At 72.2% G+C, this 22,635-nt stretch carries 20 protein-coding genes; 5 read left to right on the top strand and 15 right to left on the bottom strand.

Features of this window, described 5'->3' with window-relative positions:
• Nucleotides 1-120 precede the first annotated feature (120 nt).
• From K7C20_RS21650 to mshA, 4 genes are all read right to left on the bottom strand, one after another.
• Entirely contained in the window at nt 121-1,029 is a 909-nt protein-coding gene (locus K7C20_RS21650; protein WP_078953591.1) for a class I SAM-dependent methyltransferase, read from the bottom strand.
• Nucleotides 1,026-1,247, bottom strand: a complete 222-nt coding sequence (locus tag K7C20_RS21645; protein WP_030080908.1) for a hypothetical protein — start codon at nt 1,245-1,247, stop codon at nt 1,026-1,028. The genes K7C20_RS21650 and K7C20_RS21645 overlap by 4 nt, the downstream gene beginning before the upstream one ends.
• A gap of 91 nt (nt 1,248-1,338) precedes the next feature.
• On the bottom strand, nt 1,339-1,890 hold the full coding sequence (locus K7C20_RS21640) for a type III secretion system chaperone family protein (RefSeq protein ID WP_030080910.1): 552 nt from the start codon (nt 1,888-1,890) through the stop codon (nt 1,339-1,341).
• The gene (gene mshA, locus K7C20_RS21635; RefSeq protein WP_053210364.1) at nt 1,883-3,253 is read right to left on the bottom strand and encodes a D-inositol-3-phosphate glycosyltransferase; all 1,371 of its coding nucleotides are present in this window, start codon (nt 3,251-3,253) and stop codon (nt 1,883-1,885) included. The genes K7C20_RS21640 and mshA overlap by 8 nt, the downstream gene beginning before the upstream one ends.
• Before the next feature lie 202 nt (nt 3,254-3,455).
• Here mshA and K7C20_RS21630 point away from each other — a divergent pair, with 202 nt between their 5' ends.
• Nucleotides 3,456-4,316, top strand: coding sequence for a class I SAM-dependent methyltransferase (locus tag K7C20_RS21630; RefSeq protein WP_053210363.1), 861 nt, complete (start codon nt 3,456-3,458; stop codon nt 4,314-4,316).
• Nucleotides 4,317-4,543: 227 nt separating this feature from the next.
• On the opposite strand, the gene K7C20_RS21625 is transcribed toward K7C20_RS21630, so the two are convergent.
• Nucleotides 4,544-5,431, bottom strand: coding sequence for a helix-turn-helix domain-containing protein (locus tag K7C20_RS21625; protein ID WP_030080918.1), 888 nt, complete (start codon nt 5,429-5,431; stop codon nt 4,544-4,546).
• A gap of 177 nt (nt 5,432-5,608) precedes the next feature.
• On the opposite strand from K7C20_RS21625, the gene K7C20_RS21620 reads away from it, so the two are divergent.
• Nucleotides 5,609-6,616 carry an aldo/keto reductase gene (locus K7C20_RS21620; RefSeq protein WP_053210362.1) on the top strand — a complete coding sequence of 336 codons (1,008 nt, stop codon included), beginning with the start codon at nt 5,609-5,611 and terminating at the stop codon, nt 6,614-6,616.
• Nucleotides 6,617-6,857: 241 nt separating this feature from the next.
• Here the strand turns inward: K7C20_RS21620 and K7C20_RS21615 are convergent, their stop codons facing one another.
• The 7 genes from K7C20_RS21615 to K7C20_RS21585 all read right to left on the bottom strand — a co-directional run bounded on the left by K7C20_RS21615 (nt 6,858) and on the right by K7C20_RS21585 (nt 16,027).
• Nucleotides 6,858-7,184, bottom strand: a complete 327-nt coding sequence (locus K7C20_RS21615; RefSeq protein ID WP_030080924.1) for a histone-like nucleoid-structuring protein Lsr2 — start codon at nt 7,182-7,184, stop codon at nt 6,858-6,860.
• Between the two features lie 278 nt (nt 7,185-7,462).
• Nucleotides 7,463-8,938, bottom strand: a complete 1,476-nt coding sequence (gene rox, locus K7C20_RS21610; protein WP_030080926.1) for a rifampin monooxygenase — start codon at nt 8,936-8,938, stop codon at nt 7,463-7,465.
• A gap of 284 nt (nt 8,939-9,222) precedes the next feature.
• The gene (locus K7C20_RS21605; protein ID WP_053210361.1) at nt 9,223-9,660 is read right to left on the bottom strand and encodes an NUDIX hydrolase; all 438 of its coding nucleotides are present in this window, start codon (nt 9,658-9,660) and stop codon (nt 9,223-9,225) included.
• Nucleotides 9,661-9,801: 141 nt separating this feature from the next.
• The gene (locus K7C20_RS21600) at nt 9,802-11,124 is read right to left on the bottom strand and encodes a CHAD domain-containing protein (protein ID WP_245171838.1); all 1,323 of its coding nucleotides are present in this window, start codon (nt 11,122-11,124) and stop codon (nt 9,802-9,804) included.
• Complete coding sequence (locus K7C20_RS21595) at nt 11,108-13,390, bottom strand: RNA degradosome polyphosphate kinase (RefSeq protein ID WP_030080934.1); 2,283 nt, start codon at nt 13,388-13,390, stop codon at nt 11,108-11,110. The genes K7C20_RS21600 and K7C20_RS21595 overlap by 17 nt, the downstream gene beginning before the upstream one ends.
• 505 nt (nt 13,391-13,895) lie before the next feature.
• Nucleotides 13,896-14,939 (bottom strand): ABC transporter permease, encoded by a 1,044-nt coding sequence (locus tag K7C20_RS21590; RefSeq protein WP_030080936.1) that lies wholly within the window; start codon nt 14,937-14,939, stop codon nt 13,896-13,898.
• On the bottom strand, nt 14,936-16,027 hold the full coding sequence (locus K7C20_RS21585) for an ATP-binding cassette domain-containing protein (protein ID WP_078953599.1): 1,092 nt from the start codon (nt 16,025-16,027) through the stop codon (nt 14,936-14,938). The genes K7C20_RS21590 and K7C20_RS21585 overlap by 4 nt, the downstream gene beginning before the upstream one ends.
• A 102-nt stretch (nt 16,028-16,129) precedes the next feature.
• On the opposite strand from K7C20_RS21585, the gene K7C20_RS21580 reads away from it, so the two are divergent.
• Nucleotides 16,130-16,768, top strand: coding sequence for a GNAT family N-acetyltransferase (locus K7C20_RS21580; protein ID WP_078953590.1), 639 nt, complete (start codon nt 16,130-16,132; stop codon nt 16,766-16,768).
• Nucleotides 16,769-16,853: 85 nt separating this feature from the next.
• Here K7C20_RS21580 and mshD read toward each other — a convergent pair whose 3' ends face one another.
• A complete protein-coding gene (mshD, locus tag K7C20_RS21575; protein WP_030080942.1) occupies nt 16,854-17,792 on the bottom strand; it encodes a mycothiol synthase in 939 nt (312 codons plus the stop codon).
• A gap of 154 nt (nt 17,793-17,946) precedes the next feature.
• Between mshD and K7C20_RS21570 the strand changes: the two genes are divergently transcribed.
• Nucleotides 17,947-19,764 (top strand): bifunctional metallophosphatase/5'-nucleotidase, encoded by a 1,818-nt coding sequence (locus K7C20_RS21570; RefSeq protein WP_048829390.1) that lies wholly within the window; start codon nt 17,947-17,949, stop codon nt 19,762-19,764.
• 196 nt (nt 19,765-19,960) lie between these two features.
• Here the strand turns inward: K7C20_RS21570 and K7C20_RS21565 are convergent, their stop codons facing one another.
• Nucleotides 19,961-20,566, bottom strand: coding sequence for a CGNR zinc finger domain-containing protein (locus tag K7C20_RS21565; RefSeq protein ID WP_030080946.1), 606 nt, complete (start codon nt 20,564-20,566; stop codon nt 19,961-19,963).
• A gap of 66 nt (nt 20,567-20,632) precedes the next feature.
• Between K7C20_RS21565 and K7C20_RS21560 the strand changes: the two genes are divergently transcribed.
• Entirely contained in the window at nt 20,633-21,466 is an 834-nt protein-coding gene (locus K7C20_RS21560) for an alpha/beta fold hydrolase (protein WP_053210359.1), read from the top strand.
• A 136-nt stretch (nt 21,467-21,602) separates the two neighbouring features.
• On the opposite strand, the gene K7C20_RS21555 is transcribed toward K7C20_RS21560, so the two are convergent.
• On the bottom strand, nt 21,603-22,529 hold the full coding sequence (locus K7C20_RS21555; protein ID WP_030080948.1) for a phosphotransferase family protein: 927 nt from the start codon (nt 22,527-22,529) through the stop codon (nt 21,603-21,605).
• Between the last annotated feature and the right edge of the window lie 106 nt (nt 22,530-22,635).

Genomic DNA, 22,635 nt, shown 5'->3' with positions numbered 1-22,635 from the left:
GGGCGAGTACCCGGTAGGCCGGAAAGACGGGCAGTCAGCACAGGACGGGCGGGTGCCCGGCCGGGTCGGTCCGGCCGGGCACCCGCCCGTCGTCATGGCGTTCGGGCCTGCGCGAAACGCTCAGACCGCGGTGCCGAAGTGCACGGTCTTCGCGGTCAGGAGGAAGAGGTCGGGGCGCCGGTCGACGCCCGCCGGGTCGGCCGGGTCGAGGAGCCGGTCCAGGGTCGTCAGGTCCTCGTCGTCCAGGAGGTCGGCGAGCGTCTCGCGGCAGCGCTCCAGGGACCGCCGGGCCATGAGCCGTACGGGCTGCTCGGGGCCGTCGGCCTGCGGCGCGGGGTGGTCCACGAGGAAGGTCTTGCTCCGTACGCCGGTGAGCCCCGCGGCCCGGAGCATGCCGGACCAGCTCTCGACCACCGGCACCGCTCCGGGCAGCTCGGCCCGCATCCGGCTGAAGCGGTCGGCCATCGCCACGTCGAGCCGTTCCTGTAGGCCGGGGCGCCCGAAGCCCAGGTCGCGCGGCAGCCACCGGGGCGGCAGACCGCCCTCGACGACGGCCAGCACACCGCCGGGGGCGAGCAGCCCGGCCAGCTGGTCCAGCGCACCCTGCTGGTCGCCCACGTGGTGCACGACCTGCGCGGTCCACACCAGGTCCGCCGGGCCCAGGCCGGCGAGCCCGGCCGGGAACTCGGCCACCCGGGTCCGCAGTTGGACGCCGAGCCGCTCGGCCCGTTCCCCGGCGCGGGCCAGCAGCTCCGGTGTGCCGTCCACCGCCGTGACCTCGGCTTCGGGGAAGACCGATGCCATCCGGCAGGCCGCGACGCCCGGCCCGCTGCCGATGTCCAGGATGCGGCGCGGGGCCAGGTCGCCGAGCTCCGCCAGGGCCTGGCGTACGTAGGGGCTGTGGGTCTCACCCTCCAGTTCCAGCAGGTCGGCCATCGCGGCCCAGTCGAAGTCGTCGTCGTGGCCGTGGTTGTGGGGGTGGCCGTGACCGTGGGAGTGGTCGTCGTGCCGGGCTTGTGTCGTGGTCATCGCATCTGCTCCAGCCGTTCGATCGCCATCAGTACGTCGCGTCCCGTCGCGAGGAGTTCCGCCGGGGGTGTGCCGTCCCGGGAGAGACGTCCGTACACCTGCGGTGCGGGCGCGTTGCGCGGTGCGCCCGGGTCCGCCAACGGCACCCGGGTGCGGGCCCGCACCCGGACGGGCGCGGCGTTCGGCCCGCCGGTCCGGATGACCCATACGTCTTCCATGGGTGAGCACCTCCTGGCGCCGACCATGCGCTCAGGAGGAGGAAGGGAGCAAACTTTGTTGCCGTTTCCGCAACAAGCCCCGCCCGCGGGGCTACGCCTCCGGGCCGCCGTCCCGCGTCAGATGCGTGAACGCGTCCAGGTTGCGGGTGGATTCGCCGCGGGAGACCCGCCAGGCGTACTCCTTGCGGATGGCGGTGGCGAAGCCCATTTCCAGCAGGGTGTTGAAACTGCCGTCGGCGTTCTCCAGCACCGTGCCGAGGATGCGGTCGAGTTCGTCGGGGGTGACGGCGGCCAGCGGGAGCTTGCCCACGAGGTAGATGTCACCGAGCTTGTCGATCGCGTAACTGACGCCGTAGAGACGGGTGTTGCGTTCGAGCAGCCAGCGGTGCACGGCCTCGTGGTTCTCGTCGGGGTGGCGGACGACGAAGGCGTTGATGGAGAGGGAGTGCCTGCCGACGATGAGCGAGCAGGTCGTGGAGAGCTTGCGGGTTCCGGGGAGCTTGATGACGTAGGTGCCGTCGGAGGGCGACTCCCATTCGAGCTCGGCGTCGGCCAGGGTCCGCTCGATCACGGTCCGCGCCGTCACCACCGCCTCGGCCGTGGCGCTGCCCACCACACCGTTCGTCTTTCGCTCGTCACCCATGGAGGGATCGTAGGTGACGGCGGTGTTCCTGCATGGCGGCGGTGTAGACGTCGCCCGTGGCCGTGGCGGCGGTGTCCCAGCCGAAGGACTGGGCGTGGCGGGCGGCGTCGGTGCCCATACGGGCGGGCAGGGCCGGGTCCGCGACGAAGCGGCCGAGTGCGCGGGCGTAGTCGGCCGGGTCGTGGCCGGCGACGAGGAAACCGCTGACGCCGTCGCGTACGGCCACCGGCAGACCGCCGACCGCGGCCGCGACGACCGGGGTGCCACAGGCCTGCGCCTCGATGGCGACCAGTCCGAAGGATTCGCTGTACGAGGGCATGACCAGCACGGATGCGGCGCGGTACCAGTCGGCGAGCTGTTCCTGGCCGACCGGCGGGCGGAACTGCACCAGGTCGGCGATGCCGAGCCGGGCGGCCAGCTTCTGGAGCCCCTCGGGCTTGGCCAGGCCGCTGCCGCTGGGCCCGCCGACCACGGGCACGACCAGGCGCGAGCGCAGCGAGGGGTCCTCGGTCACCAGGGCGGCGGCGGCGCGCAGCAGGATGTCGGGAGCCTTCAGCGGCTGTATACGGCCGGCGAAGAGCGGAATGATCGCGTCCTGCGGCAGGCCGAGGCGGGCGCGGGCGGCGGCCCGGCTCTCGGCGACCTCGCCGCCGGTGGGCCGGAAGCGGTCGAGGTTGACGCCGGGGTGCACCACGGCGACCTTGCCGGGCTCGGCCTCGTAATGCCGGACGAGTTCGCCCGCCTCCTCGGCGGTGTTGGCTATCAGACGGTCCGCGGCGCGGACGATCTGTGTCTCGCCGATCACCCGGGCGGCGGGCTCGGGGGTGTCGCCGACGGCCAGCGCGGCGTTCTTGACCTTGGCCATGGTGTGCATCGCATGCACCAGCGGGACGCCCCAGCGCTCGGCGGCCAGCCAGCCGACATGGCCGGAGAGCCAGTAGTGGGAGTGCACCAGGTCGTAATAGCCGGGGCGGTGGCCGGCCCAGGCCTGCATCACGCCATGGGTGAAGGCGCACAGCTGGGCGGGCAGCTCCTCCTTGGCCAGGCCCTCGTACGGGCCGGCATCCACATGCCGGACGAGGACCCCAGGGGCGAGCTCGACGGCGGGCGGGAGGGTGCCGGTGGTGGCGCGGGTGAAGATCTCCACCTCGATGTTGATCGAGGCGAGCTTCTTGGCCAGCTCGACGATGTAGACGTTCATGCCGCCGGCGTCGCCCGTACCGGGCTGATGCAGCGGGGAGGTGTGAACGCTGAGCATGGCCACCCGGCGGGGACGGCGCGGGCTGCCGGGCAGGCGCAGGCGGCCCTGGCCCGCGAACTGGCCGTGGGGCCGACTGCGGAGCCGGGACACGTATTGGCTCACGTCGAGCTACCTCCTAGGCGAGGCGGGCGGCACGCCTCCGACCCCCTGCAACAACACACCCCGGCCATCCATTTCCGTCCGGCACGCTCCGGCCGTACTTTGCCAAAGCGTGACCAAGCGTGGCCCGAGTACCGAGACGGGCAACCGCGGCGGGCGACCGCGGCGGGCGGGCTTCCCGTGTCCACCCCATACCCTCGATGGCATGGTCCGCCGCCCCACGGTCTCCGCCGCCGCCCTGATACCCCCGCCGTCCCGGCCCGTCGGCACCGCCACCCGCGGGACCACCAACCCCAACCGGCTGCGCCGCATGGACCGCTGGATAGCGGCCGAACACGGCGCCGAGCTGCGCCGCGCCGCCGACCCCGTGGCGGTCGACCTCGGCTACGGCGCCGCGCCCTGGACCGCGGTGGAGCTGCTGGGCCGGCTGCGTACGGTACGCCCGGACGCCCGGGTCGTCGGCATAGAGATAGATCCGGCGCGGGTCGAGGCCGCCCGGCCGTACGAACGGCCGGGGCTGGACTTCCTCCACGGCGGCTTCGAGGTGCCGCTGCCGGGGCAGCGCAAGCGGGCACCGGTCCTCATCCGGGCGGCGAATGTGCTGCGCCAGTACGACGAGGACGAGGTGGCCGCCGTGTGGCGGCGGCTGTGCGCACGGCTGGCGCCCGGCGGGCTGCTGATAGAGGGCACCTGCGACGAGATCGGGCGGCGGCACGTCTGGGTGGCGCTGGGCCCCGAAGGGCCGCGCACGGTCACCTTCGCCGCCCGGCTCGGCTCCCTCCAGACACCCTCCGACCTGGCGGAACGCCTCCCGAAGGCGCTGATCCACCGCAATGTGCCGGGCGAGCCGGTCCATGCCTTCCTGCGGGACTTCGACCGCGCCTGGGCCACCGCCGCCCCGCTCGGCGCCCTCGGTGCCCGCCAGCGGTGGCGCGCCGCCGTACAGGCACTGGCCACGGACTGGCCGCTGACCGGCGACCCGCGGCGCCGGCGCCAGGGGGAGGTCACGGTGCGGTGGGAGGCGCTGGCTCCTCGGGGCAGCGCGGTGGCAAGCGCCCGTCCGTAGGGGCGGGCGCATCTCCCCAGGGGCGGGCACATCTCCACAGGGGCGGGCGCATCTCCCCAGGGGCGGGCACATCTCCACAGGGGCGGGCGCATCTCCCCAGGGGCGGGCGCATCTCCCCAGGGGTGGGCGTATCTCCACAGGGGCGGGCACATCCCTCTTCTACGCGGTCGGCACCGGTTCCTACGCGGTGCGGTCGGCACCGGTTCCCACGCGGTCGGCACCGGTTCCTACGCGGTCAGCACCGGGTGCCCGAGTGCCCCCAGCTCCCGCAGCCGCCGCTCCGTCTGCGACCCGCGCTCGGCGGTGTACGTCACCAGCACCTGGTCCGGGTCGGTGCTCAGGCGGAAGCTCTCGAAAGTGACGAAGAGCTCGCCGACGTGCGGATGCACGAGGCGCTTGGCGCCGCGCAGGCACTCGTGCACCGACTGCGTCTCCCAGATCCGCCGGAAGTCCCGGCTGTGCAGGAGGAGTTCGTTGACCACCTCACAGACCCGCGGGTCCTCGGGGTGGCGGCCGCTCTCGGCGCGCAGATTGCCGACCACCTCCACGGCCTTCGCCTCCCAGTCCGGGTGCAGGTCGCGCGCCGCCGGGTCGAGGAAGACCAGCAGCGCGGTGTTCCGGCGGTCCGGGGCGAGCGCCGGCAGGTCGAAGGCGACCCGGCCGCCGAGCGCGTTCCAGGCCAGGATGTCCAGGCCGCGGCCGAGGACTATGGCCGGGACGGTGGTCTCCATCGCGTCCAGGAGCTGCTGGATCTCGGGGCGTACGGTCTGCCGGGGACGGGCGCACGGGCCGCGGTCCGACCCCGGGGCGGCAACGCACTCCGCCGTACGGCGCCGGGGGACGGCGATATTGCGCAGATACGTCGCTTCGCCGCCGGACAGCCGCAGCGCCCGCGCGATCGCGTCCAGGACGGAGTCGGAGATGGCGGGCGCACGGCCCTGTTCGATCCGGGTGTAGTAGTCGACGCTGATGCCGGCGAGCTGGGCGACCTCCTCGCGCCGCAGCCCGCGCACCCGGCGGCGGCCGAGCCCGCCGGGCAGGCCGAGGTCCGCCGGGTCGAGCGCCGCCCGGCGCGCCTTGAGGAACGAACTGATCTCGATTTCGGCGTGCAGCATCGGTCCAGTATGCGACGCACGGCCGGTCGGGTGGTTCCGCCGGACCCAGGCTGTGACGGGCCTGGTCCGCTCCCCGTACGGACCGCAAGGTGGTGCACATAAGGCTCAGGGGCGCCCCGGAGGCCGCTCCGGCACGCCCCGGGGACGGCCCCTGAGAACTCACATAAGGAGCAGCTCATGCAGCGCAGGATCCTCGGCGGTACCGGCATCTCGGTCAGCGAGTACGCGCTCGGCGCGATGATGCTCGGCGCCTGGGGCAACACCGATCACGACGACTGTGTACGGATCGTGCACCGTGCGCTGGACGCGGGCATCAACTTCGTGGACACCGCGGACGTGTACGCCGCGGGCGAGTCCGAGGAGATCGTCGGCAAGGCGCTCAAGGGGCGCCGCGAGGACGTCGTGCTGGCCACGAAGTTCTTCAACCCGATGGGGACGGACGCCAACCACGGCGGGAACTCACGGCGTTGGATCATCCGCGCCGTGGAGGACAGCCTGCGCCGGCTGGGCACCGACCACCTCGACCTCTACCAGGTGCACCGCCCCGACCCGGCCACCGACATCGACGAGACGCTCTCCGCGCTCTCCGACCTCGTACGGTCCGGCAAGGTACGGGCGATCGGCACCTCCACCTTCCCCGCCGAGCAGCTCGTCGAGGCGCAGTGGACCGCCGAGCGCCGCGGCCACGTCCGCTTCCGCACCGAGCAGCCGCCGTACTCGATGCTGGCGCGCGGGGCGGAGCGCGCGGTGCTGCCGACCGCGCAGCGCTACGGCATGGGCGTGCTGACCTGGGGCCCGCTCAGCGCCGGCTGGCTCTCCGGCCGCGATCTCTCGGCCAGTTCGCGCGCGGGGCTGGAGAGCCAGAAGTTCGATCTGTCGGTGCCGGAGAACGCCCGTAAGGCGGAGGCCGTCGCCGCGCTCTCGAAGCTCGCGGCGGAAGCGGGTCTGGCACTGCCGCATCTGGCGACCGCCTTCGTACGGTCCCACCCGGCGGTCACCTCCGTGATCATCGGCCCGCGGACCCTCGACCAGCTCGACAGCATGCTGGAGGGCTCCGAGGTGACGCTCGGCGCGGACGTCCTGGACCGGATCGACGCGATCGTCCCGCCGGGCATCGACCTCAACCCGGCCGACAGCTACTACGCGCCGCCGGCCCTCGCGGACGCGTCCCTGCGGCGCCGCTGAAGCACGAGCGGGGACTGCCCGGGGGCACGGGGCGGCCCGGCCGCCTCTCCCCCTCCCCGCAATGCGCCGCAGCCGGGCGGTGTCCGGCTAATCCACGGAAATGAATGCCTTCTTGATTGTCCTTTTCCCTTGCCCGGAACGCCGGGCAGCCACTGCCCCTGTGGACAGCCCACCCCCGCCGGAACCGGACACAAAGAAGCCCCTCACACGTGGTGAGGGGCTTCCGGTTTATGCAAAAAATTCACTTGGCCTTTTGGTACGCCTCACGAATCTCGGCGGGCACCCGCCCGCGGTCACTGACGTTGTACCCGCTCGACTTGGCCCAGGCCCGGATCGCGGCGGTGTCCTCATTACCGGCGGCTGCCGCCTTACGCGGCTTACGGCCCTTCCCGGTCTTGCGGCCGGCCTTCAAGAACGGCCCAACGGCTTCCAGCAGCTGGTCGTAACTGTCCGGACTCAAATCGATCTCGTAAGTCACACCGTCAAGAGAAAGAGTGTGCGTAGCGGCCTCGGTGGACTCTTCGCCCGTGAGGTCGTCCGTGTAGATGGTGATTACCTTCTGTGCCATGCAGGCAGTGTAAACCCCTGAAATTAGCAAGCCGGCCCTTTCCCCGGCCTGCTGGTGCGACGAACTGGTTGACGGGAAAAATCCTCCGGTCCGGGCTTCGTTGCGGCAGGTGGTACTTCAAGGGACCAGCGCAGAAACAGGGCGGAACTCGCGGGGGACATGGCCCATTTGAGGAGACATGGTCACGATTCCCGATCGCCCGTCAGCGTCGTATCGTGGCCGGTGCGGCGAGCGGCGGAGCCGGTGACCGCGGAGGCTCTCGGCTCACCACCGCGCGCTCAGCCGGCGGCAGCGCCGAACCACGTGGGCAGCTGGTCGAGCAGGCTCTGCTGGTCTTCACCGACCCACGCCACATGGCCGTCCGGTCGCAGCAGCACCGCGGGCACGTCCAGTTCCTCGCTGACGTCGACGACGTGGTCGACCCGGTCCGCCCAGCCCGCCACCGAGAGCCGGCCGGTCTGGTCGAGCAGCAGTCCGCGGCCGCCGTGCATCAGCTCGTAGAGGCGCCCCCGCTTCAGCCCCACGTCCCGCATCCGGCGGCCGAGCAGTTCATGGCCCTCGCCGAAGTCGTAGCGGACCCCGATCGCGATGATCTTCTCCGTCAGATGCCGGTTCACGTCCTCGAAGTCCATCAGCTCCGCCACCAGCCGGCGCACCGACCGGGCACCCGCGTCGGTGGACATCAGCACCATCTGCGCACGGGTGTTGTCCAGCACGTCGGCGGCCACCGGGTGCCGTTCGTGGTGATAGCTGTCCAGCAGCCCCTCCGGTGCCCAGCCGTTGACCGCGGCGGCGAGCTTCCAGCCGAGGTTGAACGCGTCCTGGATCCCGAGGTTGAGCCCCTGCCCGCCGGTCGGCGGGTGGATGTGCGCCGCGTCGCCGGCCAGCAGCACCCGGTCGACCCGGTAGCGCTCGGCCTGCCGGGTGGCGTCGCCGAAGCGGGAGAGCCGGCGCGGCGAGTGCACACCGAAGTCGGTGCCGGCGAACGCCCGCAGCTGTTGCTTGAACTCCTCGAGGGTCGGCGGGACCGTGCGGTCCTCGGCCACCCCCTCGGCGGGCACGACGACGCGGTACACCCCGTCGTCCCCCATGGGCCCGGCACCGAACCGGAACTGGGTCTTGCGGACTTCGGCCATCACGCCGGCCAGCGTCTCCGGCGGCACGGCCACCTCCATCTCGCCCAGCAGCGTGTCGACCCTGCTGGGCTCACCGGGGAAACCGACGCCGAGCAGCTTGCGCACCGTGCTGCGGCCGCCGTCGCAGCCGACGAGGTAGCGCGAGCGCAGCTGCGTGCCTCCCCCTGCCCCGGCGGCTACGCCCCCATTGCCGGGCGTGCCCCCACTCGCCAGCTCGACGGTCACCCCGTGGTCGTCCTGGCTCAGCGCGACCAGTTCGCAGCCGCGCCGGATCTCGACGCCGGCTTCGAGGGCGTGCTCGGTCAACAGGCGATCGGTGGTGGGCTGCGGGATACCGAGGACGTACGGATGGGCGGTGTCCAGCCGCTCCGGCGACGGCTTGGCGATGGCGGCGAAGAAACCACCGGCCGGGTACTGCTTGCCGAGCGCGAGGAACCGCTCCAGCAGACCGCGCTGGTCCATCACCTCGATGCTGCGCGCGTGCAGGCCGAGCGCGCGGACATATGTGGTCGGCTCCGTCTCCTTCTCCAGCACGACCACGTGCACACCGTGCAGCCGCAACTCGCAGGCCAGCATCAATCCGGTCGGTCCCCCGCCGGCAATGATCACGTCGATCATCGAATCCCCCGCCTCACCGCGTCGCATTCTTCGAAGCCGACTCCGCCGGTGCTGGCTTCGGCCGGTGATTCTGCGGCACGACGGGGGTCTTGTCGCAAGCCCCCCGGTGAGCTATACGTTTAAAGTGGCGAGGAGTGGGTGTACTTCTTCTTTTCTTCGCGAGGCACTCCGCGAGGCACTCCGCGAGGCACTTTGCGAGGCACTTTGCGAGGCACTTTCCGAGCCCCTTCGCGAGCCCGAAGTCCTGGCGCATCGCGCCGCACCGGCTCTCCCCCGCACCTGCGTCACCCTCGCAGTCCCTCCCCGGTGGCGTGGAAGGCACTGAGCAGTGCGTCGACCAGCTCCTTGTCCCGCTCCTGTGTGAGGTATCCGCGTGCAGCGGCAGGGGGGAGCCACAGCAACCGGTCGACCTCGTCATTCGGCTCGAACGAGCCGCCGGTGGCTTCGGCCGCCCAGTAGCGGACCTCCTTGGGGCGGTCGTCGACCAGGTACCGGAGCGTTGCCAACTCCGGGCCGAGCTCGCAGGTCATGCCGGTCTCTTCGAGCGTTTCCCGCACCGCCGCACGCCGGGGGTCCTCCCCGCGCTTCAGCTTGCCCTTGGGGTGGGACCAGTCTCCCCACTTCGGGCGTCTGATCAGGGCAAGTTCGATGCCGTCGCCTGACGATGACCGGCGCCACAGGACACATCCCGCCGCGCGAATCGGCTTCTGAGACACCGTCACATCATCACCTCCTCCCGGTCAGCCGTGCCGTTCGCCGTTCCGGTCCCCCAGCGTCTTCCTCGCTCCTCACTCCTTACTCCTCGGTTCTCGGACCTCGGCCCTTTCCGGTCTTCGGTCCGTCCTCGGGTCTTCCGTCCGTGCTCAGCTCTTGCGCTCCGGCGTCCGCGGCAGCCATACCCGGCCGAAGGCGAACCGGGCCGCCTCCACCTCGTGCCGCTGGTCGGCGTGCAACACCCCCAGGGCGTACGCCGTGGCCGGGGCGATCCGCGGGGTGCGGGCCGCCGCGGCGGCGGCCGCGGCGGCCTCCGCGGCGTCGCGGTGCCACTCCAGCGCCCGTCCGGCCTCCGCCAGGCGGGTGTCGGCGTACTCCGGCGCGAGCACCTCCCGGGCGTAACGGCTCAGCCGCACCAGCATCCGGACCTGGTGCCAGGGCGCGTCCTGGCGCTGGTCGGCGGAGAGCGCCGCGGCGTGGTACGGGTAGCCCCCACGGGACAGCGGCAGTGCGGCGACCGCCTCGGCGAGCCGTCGGTGTGCCTGCTCGGCGAGTGGCGGCAGCGCCTCACCGGCCGAGCGCTCGGCGGTCGTACGGGCCAGCGGCGCCTCGGAGGCGAGCACCGCCACGGAGTCGGCGACGGCGTGGAAGCGGGAGGAGCCCAGGGCCTGCAACGCGGCGGAGTGGGCGCGGGTGCGGGCGAGGGTGAGCTGGCGGTCCAGCAGCGCTCCGGCCCGCGCGGCACCGGCCGCAAGCGCGCCGTCGTCCGGTTCGGCGGCGGGAGTCGACGAGGCGGTGGTGGACGCTCCGGCAGTGGAGCCGGCCGGTCCGGTGGCGGAGCTCGTGCCCGTACGGTCGCCCCGTTTGCCGCGGTCCGGCCGGCCCTGGCGGTCGGACCGGTCGGGGCGCTCGCCGCGGCCCGTCATTCGCTGAAGTGCCGCCATGAGCCGCTCGCGGCGGGCGGCGCAGGCCTGTTCGCGGGCGAGGGTGCCGGACAACCAGCCCAGTTCGGAACGGAGTTGGTCGGCCCAGGCCTCCTCGGTCAGCGGGCGGAAGGTGTACAGGGTGGCGCTGATCCGGCGGGCGGCGCGGCGCAGCTGCCAGGCAGCCTCCCCGGCGCCCTCCGCGTCGGAACCGCTCTCCCGGTGCAGGCGCAGGCTGCGCAGAAAGTCCGCGGACTGCTGGTGCAGATAACCGGCGAGCACCTCCTCGGCCGTGCGGGCGGCGAGGAAGGTGCTGATGTCGCCGCCGGGGCCGGTGCCGTCGTCGCCGGCGGAGCCGTGCGTCATAAGCGGCCGGTGCACGGCGCCGTCCCGTCCGCAGGAGGCGTCGTCCGGCCCGTGGGTGCCGTCGTCGCCTCCGTACGGGCCGTCCACCACCGCGGAACGGGCTCCGGGCGCTGCGCCGAAGTCGTATCCGGTTCCGATGAGACCTGCCGGCCCTCCGGTCGGCTGGTCATGTCGCTGGGCCACGCCGGCGCCTCCGGGCGTCGATGAGCATTTCCTGAATGTTGCGCAGCGGCGCGCCGTCCGCGTCCACCGCCTGCCGGGTCCAGTCGCCGTCCGGGCCCAGGTGCCAGGAGGACGTGGAGCCGGACATCCCCGTCTCCAGCATCCGGTTCAGGGAGGCGCGGTGCGCCGGGTCGGCGACCCGCACCAGTGCCTCGATCCGGCGGTCCAGGTTCCGGTGCATCATGTCGGCGCTGCCCAGCCATACTTCGGGCTCGCCGCCGTTGCCGAAGATGAAGACCCGGGAGTGCTCCAGGAAGCGGCCGAGGATGCTGCGGACGCGGATGTTCTCGCTCAGGCCGGGGACGCCCGGGCGCAGCGCACAGATTCCGCGTACCAGGACATCGACCGGCACGCCGGCCTGGGAGGCGCGGTAGAGCGAGTCGATGACGGCCTCGTCGACCATCGAGTTGACCTTGATGCGGACGTAGGCGGGACGGCCCGCCCGCTGGGTCGCGATCTCCTTCTCGATGCGCTGCACCAGGCCGTCCCGCAGGGACTTGGGGGCGACCAGGAGACGGCGGTAGGTCTCCCGGCGTGAGTAGCCGGAGAGCCGGTTGAAGAGATCGGAGAGGTCGGCGCCGACCTGCGGGTCGGCGGTGAGCAGGCCGAGGTCCTCGTAGAGCCGGGCCGTCTTGGGGTGGTAATTGCCGGTCCCCACATGGGAGTAGCGGCGCAGCATCTCGCCTTCCTGGCGGACGACGAGGGAGAGCTTGCAGTGTGTCTTGAGGCCGACCAGGCCGTAGACGACATGGCAGCCGGCCTCCTCCAGCTTGCGCGCCCACTTGATGTTGGCCTGTTCGTCGAAGCGGGCCTTGATCTCGACGAGGACGAGCACCTGCTTGCCGGATTCCGCGGCGTCTATCAGCGCGTCCACGATCGGCGAGTCGCCGGAGGTGCGGTAGAGCGTCTGCTTGATCGCGAGCACGTCCGGGTCGGCGGCGGCCTGCTCCAGGAACGCCTGGACGGAGGTGGAGAAGGAGTCGTAGGGGTGGTGGAGGAGGACGTCGCGGTTGCGCAGGGCGGCGAAGATGTCCGGCGCGGACGCCGACTCCACCTCGGCGAGGTCACGGTGGGTGCCGGCGACGAACTTGGGGTACTTGAGCTCGGGCCGGTCCAGCGCTCCTATGCCGAAGAGGCCGGTCAGGTCCAGCGGGCCGGGCAGCGGATAGACCTCGGCGTCGGAGATCTTCAGCTCCTGGACGAGCAGGTCGAGCACGGCCGGGTCGATGGACTCCTCGACCTCCAGGCGCACGGGGGGCCCGAAGCGCCGCCGCATCAGCTCCTTCTCCAGGGCCTGGAGGAGGTTCTCCGCGTCGTCCTCCTCGACCTCCAGGTCCTCGTTGCGGGTGACCCGGAACATGTGGTGCGCGCGCACCTCCATGCCCGGGAACAGCTCCTCCAGGTGGGCGGCGATGACGTCCTCGATGGGGACGTAGCGCTGCGGGGAGGCTTCCAGGAAGCGGGAGAGCAGCGGCGGCACCTTGACCCGCGCGAAGTGGTCATGCCCGCTGACCGGGTTGCGTACGACGACGGCCAGGTTCAGCGAGAGGCCGGAGATGTACGGGAAGGGGTGCGCGGGGTCCACCGCCAGGGGCGTCAGCACCGGGAAGATCTGCTGGCGGAAGAGGGTGAACAGGCGGGCCTGCTCCTTCTCGGTCAGCTCGGGCCAGCGGATCAGGTGGATGCCGTGGTCGGCGAGCTCGGGGGCGATGTCCTGCTGGAAGCAGGCGGCATGCCGCGCCATGAGTTCGCGCGAACGGGTCCAGATCAGGTCCAGCACCTCGCGGGGCTGGAGTCCGGACGCGGAGCGGGTGGCGACGCCGGTGGCTATCCGTCGCTTGAGTCCGGCCACCCGGACCATGAAGAACTCGTCCAGGTTGCTGGCGAAAATCGCAAGGAAGTTCGCCCGTTCGAGGAGGGGGGTGGCCGGGTCCTCGGCGAGTTCGAGCACGCGCTCGTTGAAGGCCAGCCAGCTGCGCTCGCGGTCCAGGAACCGGTCGCCGGGCAGCTCCTCGCCGTCGGCGCCCACCACGCCCTCGTCCTCGTACGCATCGGGATCGGCGTCCAGGTCGGGCTCCAGTCCGGGCACCGTGCCCCGGACCGCCTGCGGGCGGTGCGCGGCGATGGAGCCCACGGAAGGCTGCGCCGAGGGGGCCGCGGCCCGCGGGGGCTGCGGGGTCGGCGTCTCGGGCTGGGCCTGTGCCTCAGCGCTGGGCTGCTGGTTCATGACCTTATTCTTCCGCGTCCTGGGGGTTCCAGGCGCGTCAGGAGGTGGCGGCGGCGCGAGATGGAGCCTCGGGTGGGGGACGTTCGGCACAGCGGGCTGCATTCACCGATGCTCGCAAGCGACGTTGAATCGCCGGTAAAGCGGACATGGCGGCCAGGCAAGCGGGGGGCTGCTCCCAGGTGTTTTCCGGGGCGGCCGGAGGCTGTTGCCGGGGGCCGGTGGCCGCGCCCCGGGGCCGGGAGGGCTCCTGGGGCGGTGCGGTCCGGAGCCGGTGCCGGGTGCCGCCGCCGGGGCGCGTCTCTCTGTGCTTCCCCCAGGACAGCCGTTGTCACACGCATGGTGTCTCCCGGGATGCGGAGCGCCGTGGCCCCGTAGCCCGGGAGGCATGCGGGGGCCGCCGCGGCAGCCCCCGATTCCCGTCTTTGCGGCCCGGTCCGACCGTCGGCCGGATCGGGCCGCCCGTTTCGGCCGGGCCGCCCGTTGCGTTTCGGCCGGGCATCCCGTTTCAGCCGTGCCGGCGCCGCATCACCCGGAAGGCGATCACCGTCAGCACCGCCGCCACCGCCAGCACGATCCCGGCTTCGATCCACGCCAGCGGCCAGTGCTGCGACACCGGGTGGTGCTCCATGTACTGGCCGGCCACATCGTTCTGCCGCAGACAGGTCTCGTAGCTGGGGGCGGGGTCGCACGGGGCGTCGGACAGCCGGGCGCCGGACCGGGTGTAGTTGCCCTGGCCCACCATCCACGCGTCGTCCGGCAGCTGGGCCGGCCGGCCGTTCGGGAACTCGGTCGTCACGGCCGGCAGCAGGTACGGCCTGAGCTGGGACAGCGCAACCTGCACCACCACCACAGCGGCGAGCGTGACGCCCATCGACAGCACCGTGCGGCGCAGCAGCAGACCTGCCAGTACGCCGACCGCCAGGGCCAGCAGGGAGTAGGCGACCGGCACCGGGCCGAGCGAGTGGAAGCCGAGGGTCGAGTACCAGTAGAAGCCGGAGACCTCGTCGCCGGCGACCTGCCAGAGCCAGCTGAAGGCCAGCGAGAGCCCCGTGGTGGCGGTGAGGACGATCAGCGCGGGCAGGCCGGTCTTCGCCGCCAGCCAGCGCAGCGGGCCGACCGACTGGGTCAGTACGAGCTTGTCGGTGCCGGCCTCCAGCTCGCGGGCGATCAGCGGGGCGCCGAGGAACAGCCCGATGAGTGCGGGCAGCAGCACCAGGCCCACTTCGATGAGCCGCAGGGGCGAGCCGTAGGTGTTGCGGAACTCGGTGACCGCCTCCTGGGCGTCGGCACAGCGCGGGACGAGGGAGATCTGCGAACAGCCGGCGATGTGGTGGGCGTCGATGAACCCGGCCATCTGGCCGCGCAGCACCGCGCAGAAGACCGCGCCGGCGACCGCCGCGGCCAGCAGCACGCCGAAGACCAGGCGGTGCTGGCGCCACACCAGCCACACGAGCCCGCCCAGCGGCGCACGACCGCCCGCCTGGCGGGTGCCGCCCGGATCGCCCGCTGTGCCGCGCCCGTTCGTGCCGGGGTCTGCCGTGGTGGTCATGCTGCCGCTCCCTTGCCGCTGTGGTGGTCGTACCGTGTGCCCGCCGCGCCGCCCGGCGGGCTTTTCCAGCCGCCCGTACGGCCGCTCGGGCCGGGCGGTCCGTTGCGCGGCATACCGGGGATCCCCGGCTTGTTGCCGGGCCGGCGGCGCCACCGCGCCGAGACCGGCTCCGCGCTCGGCGCTATCAGTGCGGGCGCGTCGGGCGCGCGCAGATAAGCGAGCAGAAGTTCCTCCAGGGACGGTTCCACGGTCTCCCAGGGGCCGGCGGCGACCGCGCCCTGGCGCCGTACGACGGCGGTGAAGTGCCGCCCTGACGTCTGTGTCTCGATGACCGTGTGTGCCGCGACCGCGGGCGGCAGCGCCCCGTCCCGGTGCGCCCCCAGCACCAGGGCGTGCGCCCCGATGACGTCATCGATCTCGCCCGCGAGCCGCACCCGGCCGCCGCCCAGCACCAGCAGGTAGTCACAGACCCCGTCCAGCTCGGCGAGCAGGTCCGAGGACAGCACGACGGTGGTGCCGTGCTCGGCGGCCTGGGCCAGCAGCAGTGCCGCGACCCGGTGCCGTACGAGCGGATCGAGGCCGGCCAGCGGCTCGTCCAGCAGCAGGAGTTCGGGGCTCTTGGCGAAGGCCAGGGCGAGCCCGAGGAGGGTGCGCTGCCCGCCGGAGAGGGCGCCGACGCGGGCGTCGAGGGGCATCCGGCCCTCCTGGACGACGCGCTCGGCACACCGCCCGTTCCAGCGGCCGGGGTTGAGCTCGCGGCCCAGCCGCAGCGTCTCGGCGACCGTCAGCCGCGGGTAGAGCGGCTTGCCCTGGGTGAGGTGGGCGACCCGGGCCCGGCCCGCGGCGGTGGCGGGGGCCACGCCGCCGACCCGTACGGTCCCCTCACTGGGGCGGACCAGGCCACAAGCCAGCGAGAACAGGGTGCTCTTCCCGGCGCCGCCGGGCCCGACCAGCGCACAGATACGGCCGGCCGGCAGCCGGAAGGTGCAGTCGCGCAGGGCCCAGCGGCGGCGGTAGCGCCTGCCGAGGCCGATCGCCTCGACGGCGGTGCGCCCCGAGGCCCGGCCGGTCACCTCTTCCGTGGCCATCGACCGCATCACCCGTCCCCCTAAGCCATTCCACTAATTAAGTAGTGAAAGGGTGGGGGAAATGGGCTGCACCTGTCAACCTCCGCTGCCTACGCTTCCGCTGTGCCCCCTTCCTCCGCACCCCTGACGCCGCCGCTGCCGTACACCCCCGGCTACCCGATACGCACCGAACGCCTGGATCTGCGCCCCGTCCGCCACGACGACTTCGCCGCGATCCACGCCTACCAGCGCCGCCCCGAGGTCTGCCGCTACCTCTACTGGGGCCCCTTCGACGAGGCCGGTTCGCGGGCCTCCGTCGACGCCAAGACCGCCCGCACCACGCTGCGCGAGTCCGGCGACGTCCTCCAGCTCGCCGTCGTCGTCCGCGAGAGCGGCACCCTGGTCGGCGACGTCACCTTCTTCTGGAAGAGCCGGGCCCACCGCCAGGGCGGCATCGGCTACGTCTTCCACCCGGACCACGCCGGTCACGGCTACGCCACCGAGGCGAGCCGGGCGCTGCTGAAACTGGGCTTCGAGGAGCTGCACCTCCACCGCATCCAGGCCGAGTTGGACGGGCGCAACACCGCCTCGGCCCGGGTGCTCGAACGGCTGGGGATGCGCCGGGAGGGCCATCTGCGGGAGAACGAGTTCCTCGACGGGGAGTGGAGCGACGAGGTCGTCTACGCGATGCTGGCGCGCGAGTGGCGGGCGCAGCAGGAGGAGCAGCGGCAACAGCCGGACGAGCGCGCCCGGCAGCAATGACGAACGGGGCGGGCCCTCGTGGGCCCGCCCCGCGGCGACCGTCTTCCGTCCCGCTCACGCCTCCGAGCGGTACATCAGATCCCGCTCACGTCTCCGAGCGGTACATCAGATCCGTCTCGTGCGTGGCGAACCCCATCCGCTCGTACACGCTCACCGCCGCCGCGTTGTCCGCGTCGACGTACAGCATCGCCGTCGGCAGCCCCTGACCGGCCAGATGCCGCAGTCCGACCGACGTCAGTGCCTTGCCCAGACCGCCGCCCTGGGCGCCGGGACGCACCCCGAGCACATAGACCTCACCGAGGCCCTCGTCGGCGTGCACCTTGGTCCAGTGGAAGCCGACCAGCCGCCCGTCCTTCTCCGCCAGGAAGAAGCCCTTCGGGTCGAACCACCCCTCGGCCTTGCGGTCGTCCAGATCGCGCTGGATCAGCGAACCCTGCTCCGGGTGGTGCGCGAAGGCCTCCGCGTTCACCTCCAGCCAGGCCGCGTCATCGGTGCCGGGCTGGAAGGTCCGTACCGACACGCCCTCGGGCAGCACCGGCTCCGGCAGCTCCAGATCCGTCAGCGAGCGCCGCATCTGCCGCAGCTCCCGGAACATCGTCAGCCCCAGGGTCTGGGCGAGGTGCCGGGCGGCCGGATGCCCGCCGTGCGCCCAGACCCGCAGCCGGCGCCCGGACTGCTCCAGCAGCTCGCCGCCCAGCGCCCGGCCGTGCCCGCGGCCGCGGTGCCCCGGGTGCACCACCAGCTCGGCGGCCGGTGCCTCCACCGGGTCGGTGTCCTCCAGTTGCCCGTACGCGACCAGCTCCTCGGCCTCGTCGCCGTGCGAGTACACCAGCACATGGCGCACGCCCGCGCGTACGCCTCCGCGCAGCTGAAGCCGCCCCTGCTCGGACACGGCGGGCTGCCCGTCCGTACGCGCGGCCCGCTCGATCAGCTCGAGGACGGCTCCGGCCTCTTCCGGCGCGAGCTCGTCGACCACCTGGATCCTGCGGCCGGCCCGGCCCATCTCCTGTGCAGCGTCAGTCATGTGTGAAGCGTACGACCCTGCCGGGTTCCCGGCGGGGCACCACCCGCGGCTCCTCGTCCTCCCGGCAACCAGCTCGTAACCCGGAGACCCCTGTTGCGCTACGCGCGTCGACAATAAGCTGCCGTCCGCTCAGGACCATCCAGGAGGGGAACACATGCCAGCGACACCGCAACGGCGCCGCACCGTACGAAGATTGACGATCGGCGCCGCCGTACTGGCCGCCGCCGGGCTCACCGCCACCGCCCTGCCGGCCGGTGCCGACACCGGCCACGCCGCCCGCGCCGCCCGCGCCGGCCGCACCGTCGATGTGCAGCTGCTCTCCTTCAACGACTTCCACGGCAATCTCGAACCGCCACAGGGCTCCTCCGGCACGGTCGAGGAGAGCCGGCCGGACGGCAGCAAGAAGAGCGTGGCGGCGGGCGGGGCCGAGTACCTCGCGCAGTCCCTGCGGACGGCCCGCAAGGGCCACCCCTACTCGGTCACCGCCGCGGCCGGCGACCTGGTCGGTGCCAGCCCCCTGCTCTCCGGTCTGTTCCACGACGAGCCGACCATCGAGGCGATGAACAAGCTGGGCCTCGACGTCACCTCCGTCGGCAACCACGAATTCGACGAGGGCCGGGCCGAATTGACCCGCCTCCAGAAGGGCGGCTGTCACCCGAAGGACGGCTGCTACGAGAAGGGCAGGAAGTTCCGCGGCGCGGGCTTCCCGTACCTGACCGCCAATGTCACGGACGAGAAGTCCGGCAAGCCGCTGCTCAAGCCGTACACCGTCTGGAAGCACAAGGGTGTCAAGATCGGCTTCATCGGGGTGACGCTGGAGGGCACCCCGGACATCGTCAACGCCGACGGCGTCAAGGGCCTGAAGTTCCACGACGAGGTCGAGACGATCAACAAGTACGCCAAGGTGCTGAACAAGCAGGGCGTGAAGTCGATCGTCGCCCTCATCCACGAAGGCGGTCTGCCCGCCTCCACCTCGTACAACTACGACTGCGACAGCCCCGGCCCCGGCGACGGCATCTCCGGGCCGATCACCGACATCGCCAAGCACGTCACGCCGAAGGTCGACGCGCTGGTCACCGGCCACACCCACCAGGCCTACAGCTGCACCGTCCCGGACCCGTCCGGCAGGCCGCGCACCGTCACCTCCGCCGCGTCCTACGGCAAGCTCTACACCGACACCACGCTGACCTACGACCGCCGCACCCGCGACATCGTGCGGACCACGGTCAAGGCGCCCCACGCGGCCAACCACGTCGTCGACCGCACCCAGCCCAAGGCCGCGGACATGACGTCGCTGATCGCCCGCTGGAACAAGCTCGCCGCGCCGGTCGCGGGCCGCCCCGTCGGCCATATCTCCGCCGACATCGCGGGCCGCGGCGCAGCGGCCCCCGAGTCACCGCTCGGCGACGTCATCTCCGACGCCCAGCTGGAAGCCACCAAGGCGGACGGCAAGGGCGGCGCCCAGCTCGCCCTGATGAACCCCGGCGGGGTGCGCTCCGACCTCGCCTTCAAGGCGTCCGGCTCGGAGGGCGACGGGGTGGTGACCTACGGCGAGGCGTTCACGGTCCAGCCCTTCACCAACATGCTGAACGTCGTCGACCTCACCGGCTCCCAGCTGCTGGCCGGGCTCCAGCAGCAGGTCAGCGGCTCCAACGAGGCCTCCCCGAAGATCCTCCAGGTCTCCGAGGGCCTGACCTACACCCTCGACATGACCAAGTCGGGCGCCGCGCGCGTCGTCAAGGACTCGGTGAAGCTGGACGGGGCCGCCCTCGACCCGGCCAAGACCTACCGCGTCGCGATGAACGAGTTCCTGGCCGGCGGCGGTGACGGCTTCGCCGCCTTCAAGGACGGCAGGAACAAGTACGTCGGCCCCTCCGACCTGGACGCCTTCACCGGCTACCTGACGGCACACTCCTCGGCGGACAAGCCCCTCACCCCGCCGAAGGCGGACCGCATCACGGTCGTGAAGTAGGCAGCGGCCCCCCACTCGGGGCCTCCCGACGGCGCCGGGCACCGCCTCGGCTCCCTCGTACACCGCGTCCCCGCTCCGGCCTTGCGCCGGAGCGGGGACGTCTTCGTCGGTGGGCCGCCCGCGGTCTTTCGTGATCACACCAGGGCAGTGGGGCGACGCACTCACAGGGCGACGTAGTCCTGCGCATGACCGGCCGTCAAGGAGACACGCTCCGGGTGGTGTCCGCGCTGTTGCGGGCGCGCCGGGCGCGGTGGTTGGCGACGTTGCGCCGGTTGCCGCACACCTCGGGCATGCAGTAGCGACGCTTGCCGGCCTTGCTGGTGTCGACGAACATGCCCTGGCATCCGTCGGCAGTGCAGTGCCGGAAGCGGCCATGGCTCAGGGTGCGCAACGCCCCCAGCAGCCCGACACCCATGAGGACGGCCAACTCGTCGGCGAGCGAGGCCTCCGGCCGTGCCGCGACGCACCACTGCCATCGGCCTTCGCCGTCACGGAACAGGGAGGGGCCGAGACCCGCGCGGGCGACCAGTCCGGCGGCGGCGTCCACGACGTCCTCTTCGGCGGGCGTCTCCAGGAGGGCGCGGATCTCCTGCCGCAGCGCTCGCACCTGATCGAGATCGTCCTGCGTCGGTCCGCGCCCGTCGGCCAACGCGTCCGGGTGCAGACCGTGCTCCGCCAGAAACGTGGTCAGGGCGGCCGGGTCGGCCAGCACTTCGCCGGCGCTGCGCACGCTGGGGGAGGTGTTGACGAGGTCGGTTGCGACCCCCGCCCCCAACGCGTAATCGGAAAAATCAAATTTCACGCCTTACTCCATGCTAGGGTAACCGGACAAAGTCAATTTTACCCCTTAGCTAGGGAGTGGGTTGCCGTGCTCGCGCAGACTGCTGCGACGTGGAAGCTGGACCAGCGCGTCAGTGTCTCGGGAGGCGAGGCCGCCACCGGCGTCTTCGGCCAAGGCCCCCCGGTCGTCCTCGTTCACGGCACGCCGGCCTCGTCCTACCTGTGGCGGGGCGTGGTCCCCCTCCTCGCCCGCGACCACACCGTGCACGTATGGGACCTGCTCGGCTTCGGCGGCTCCCGCACGGCCCCGGGCACCACCCCCTCGATCGCCCGGCAGGCCCGCACCCTGGCGGAGCTGACCGAGCACTGGGGCCTGGCGGAGCCCACCCTGGTCGGCCACGACATCGGCGGCGGGATCGTGGCACGGGCCCATCTCGTCGAGCGGGTACCCGTCCGCCGGCTGGTACTGCTGAACGCCGCCCTCCTGGGTCCTTGGAACACCCCGTTCACGGAGCACCAGCAGCGTCACTCGGACGTCTACCGCACCATGCCGGCCGACATCTTCGGCGACCTCATCGCCGCCCGCTTCCGCACCGCCACCCACCACCCGATGACCCAGGAGACGGCCGACGGCTATCTCGCCCCGTGGGCAGGCCGCGACGGACAGCAGCGCTGGCTCGACCAGGTCACCGCCGTCAGCCACGAGGACACCCGCGAAGCCGTGGCCCGCCTCGGCGAGATCACCGTTCCCACCCTGGTCCTGTGGGGTGAACAGGACGAGTGGCTCGACCCCGCCACCAGCGACCGCATCGCCGCCGCCATCCCCGGCGCCGTCCAGGAGACCCTCCCCGGAGCGGGCCACTTCGCTCCCGAGGACGACCCCCGGGGCACCGCGAAGGCGCTGCTGCGCTTCTTCACCTGAAGCGCGTTGCGGATGCCGTGGGTTGCGGAGGAAGCGCGTTGCGGATGACGCGGGGTGCGGATGACGCGGGGTGCGGAAAAGGTGCCGGCGGGCAGTTCAGGGCCGGTTGCCTCTGACGGCCCGCGCCGCACCGCCCTCACTCCGCCCCGAACCACGTCTCCGCGAGGGACGGGAGGGTCGGCTCGGGCGGGGCGGGCAGCTCGCTCAGGTACCAGGGCAGATTGCTGTAGACGTGCAGCAGCGCGAGGGCGAGGAGTTCGCCGGGGGCGAAGGACTCCCCGTAGGCGCGGAAGATGCGCGACAGCAGACGGGGATCGCCCCGGGAGACGAAGAGGCCGGCCGCGACGAAGTCATAGGCGCGATGCCCGATCATGGCGGGTTCGAAGTCGAGGAGTCCCGTCAGCCGCCAGTCGTCCGAGGGGTCGACGGTCAGATGCTGCCGCATGAACTCGGTGTGCAGCAGGACGCCGGGCGGCCCGGCGGGCAGCGCCACCGACGCGAGGAATTCGGGGATCTGTTCCCGCCAGGGTTCGGGCAGGTCATGGGCGCGCTGCCGGTCGGCCGCCGTGCTGCGCTGCCGGTCGGTGAAGGCTCCCCAGTCGCCGGGGCCGAGCACATCGGCGAGCGGTGCCGGGTCCAGGGCGTGCAGGGCTGCGAGGGTCTCACCGGCCTCGGTGGCGATCCGGTCCTGGTCGGCCGCGGGGATGCGGGGCCAGGCGGCGGCCAGGTCCGTGCCGCGCAGCCGGGACATCAGCACATAGCGCCAGCCGTTCTCGCACCCACCGGCGTCGTGGACATAGGGGGTGGGGACGGGGAGGCGCCCCTGGAGGTGGGCGAGCACCCGCGCCTCGACGATCCCGTCGTCGGCAGCGGCGGCGGGGAAGAGCTTGAGGACGTAGCGGTCCCCGACGGCGTAGACGGGCTGGGACCCCGTGGGGAAGCGGGAAAGGGGGCCCGCGCGGACGCCGAGCCGGGCGCACAGGGCGGCGGCGCCGGGCCGCATCACCTCTTCGTCGGGGACGATCGCGTCCCATTCTTCGTCCGTGTCCACACGAGGCAGCATGCGCGGACGGTAAGGCGGCGAACGGGGAGGCGGCAAAGGCTTTTCCGACGCGACGACAAAGGGCTCTGCGGCGCGACACCGGGGCATCAGGGCTCCGTCCAGAGGG

This window comes from Streptomyces decoyicus (assembly GCF_019880305.1).
Classification (GTDB): Bacteria; Actinomycetota; Actinomycetes; order Streptomycetales; family Streptomycetaceae; genus Streptomyces; species Streptomyces decoyicus.
The sequence above is the reverse complement of the archived record's forward strand: the minus strand, read 5'-3'. Positions and strand labels throughout refer to the sequence as shown.

Excerpts from the sequence above, each read along its gene's own strand:
- K7C20_RS21615 (WP_030080924.1), bottom strand. The coding sequence starts at position 7,184 with ATGGCACAGAAGGTAATCACCATCTACACGGACGACCTCACGGGCGAA.
- K7C20_RS21625 (WP_030080918.1), bottom strand. The coding sequence starts at position 5,431 with ATGCTGCACGCCGAAATCGAGATCAGTTCGTTCCTCAAGGCGCGCCGG.
- K7C20_RS21590 (WP_030080936.1), bottom strand. The coding sequence starts at position 14,939 with ATGACCACCACGGCAGACCCCGGCACGAACGGGCGCGGCACAGCGGGC.
- K7C20_RS21555 (WP_030080948.1), bottom strand. The coding sequence starts at position 22,529 with ATGCTGCCTCGTGTGGACACGGACGAAGAATGGGACGCGATCGTCCCC.
- K7C20_RS21620 (WP_053210362.1), top strand. The coding sequence starts at position 5,609 with ATGCAGCGCAGGATCCTCGGCGGTACCGGCATCTCGGTCAGCGAGTAC.
- K7C20_RS21650 (WP_078953591.1), bottom strand. The coding sequence starts at position 1,029 with ATGACCACGACACAAGCCCGGCACGACGACCACTCCCACGGTCACGGC.
- mshD (WP_030080942.1), bottom strand. The coding sequence starts at position 17,792 with ATGACTGACGCTGCACAGGAGATGGGCCGGGCCGGCCGCAGGATCCAG.
- K7C20_RS21595 (WP_030080934.1), bottom strand. The coding sequence starts at position 13,390 with ATGAACCAGCAGCCCAGCGCTGAGGCACAGGCCCAGCCCGAGACGCCG.
- K7C20_RS21585 (WP_078953599.1), bottom strand. The coding sequence starts at position 16,027 with ATGGCCACGGAAGAGGTGACCGGCCGGGCCTCGGGGCGCACCGCCGTC.
- K7C20_RS21645 (WP_030080908.1), bottom strand. The coding sequence starts at position 1,247 with ATGGAAGACGTATGGGTCATCCGGACCGGCGGGCCGAACGCCGCGCCC.
- rox (WP_030080926.1), bottom strand. The coding sequence starts at position 8,938 with ATGATCGACGTGATCATTGCCGGCGGGGGACCGACCGGATTGATGCTG.
- K7C20_RS21630 (WP_053210363.1), top strand. The coding sequence starts at position 3,456 with ATGGTCCGCCGCCCCACGGTCTCCGCCGCCGCCCTGATACCCCCGCCG.
- K7C20_RS21570 (WP_048829390.1), top strand. The coding sequence starts at position 17,947 with ATGCCAGCGACACCGCAACGGCGCCGCACCGTACGAAGATTGACGATC.
- K7C20_RS21640 (WP_030080910.1), bottom strand. The coding sequence starts at position 1,890 with ATGGGTGACGAGCGAAAGACGAACGGTGTGGTGGGCAGCGCCACGGCC.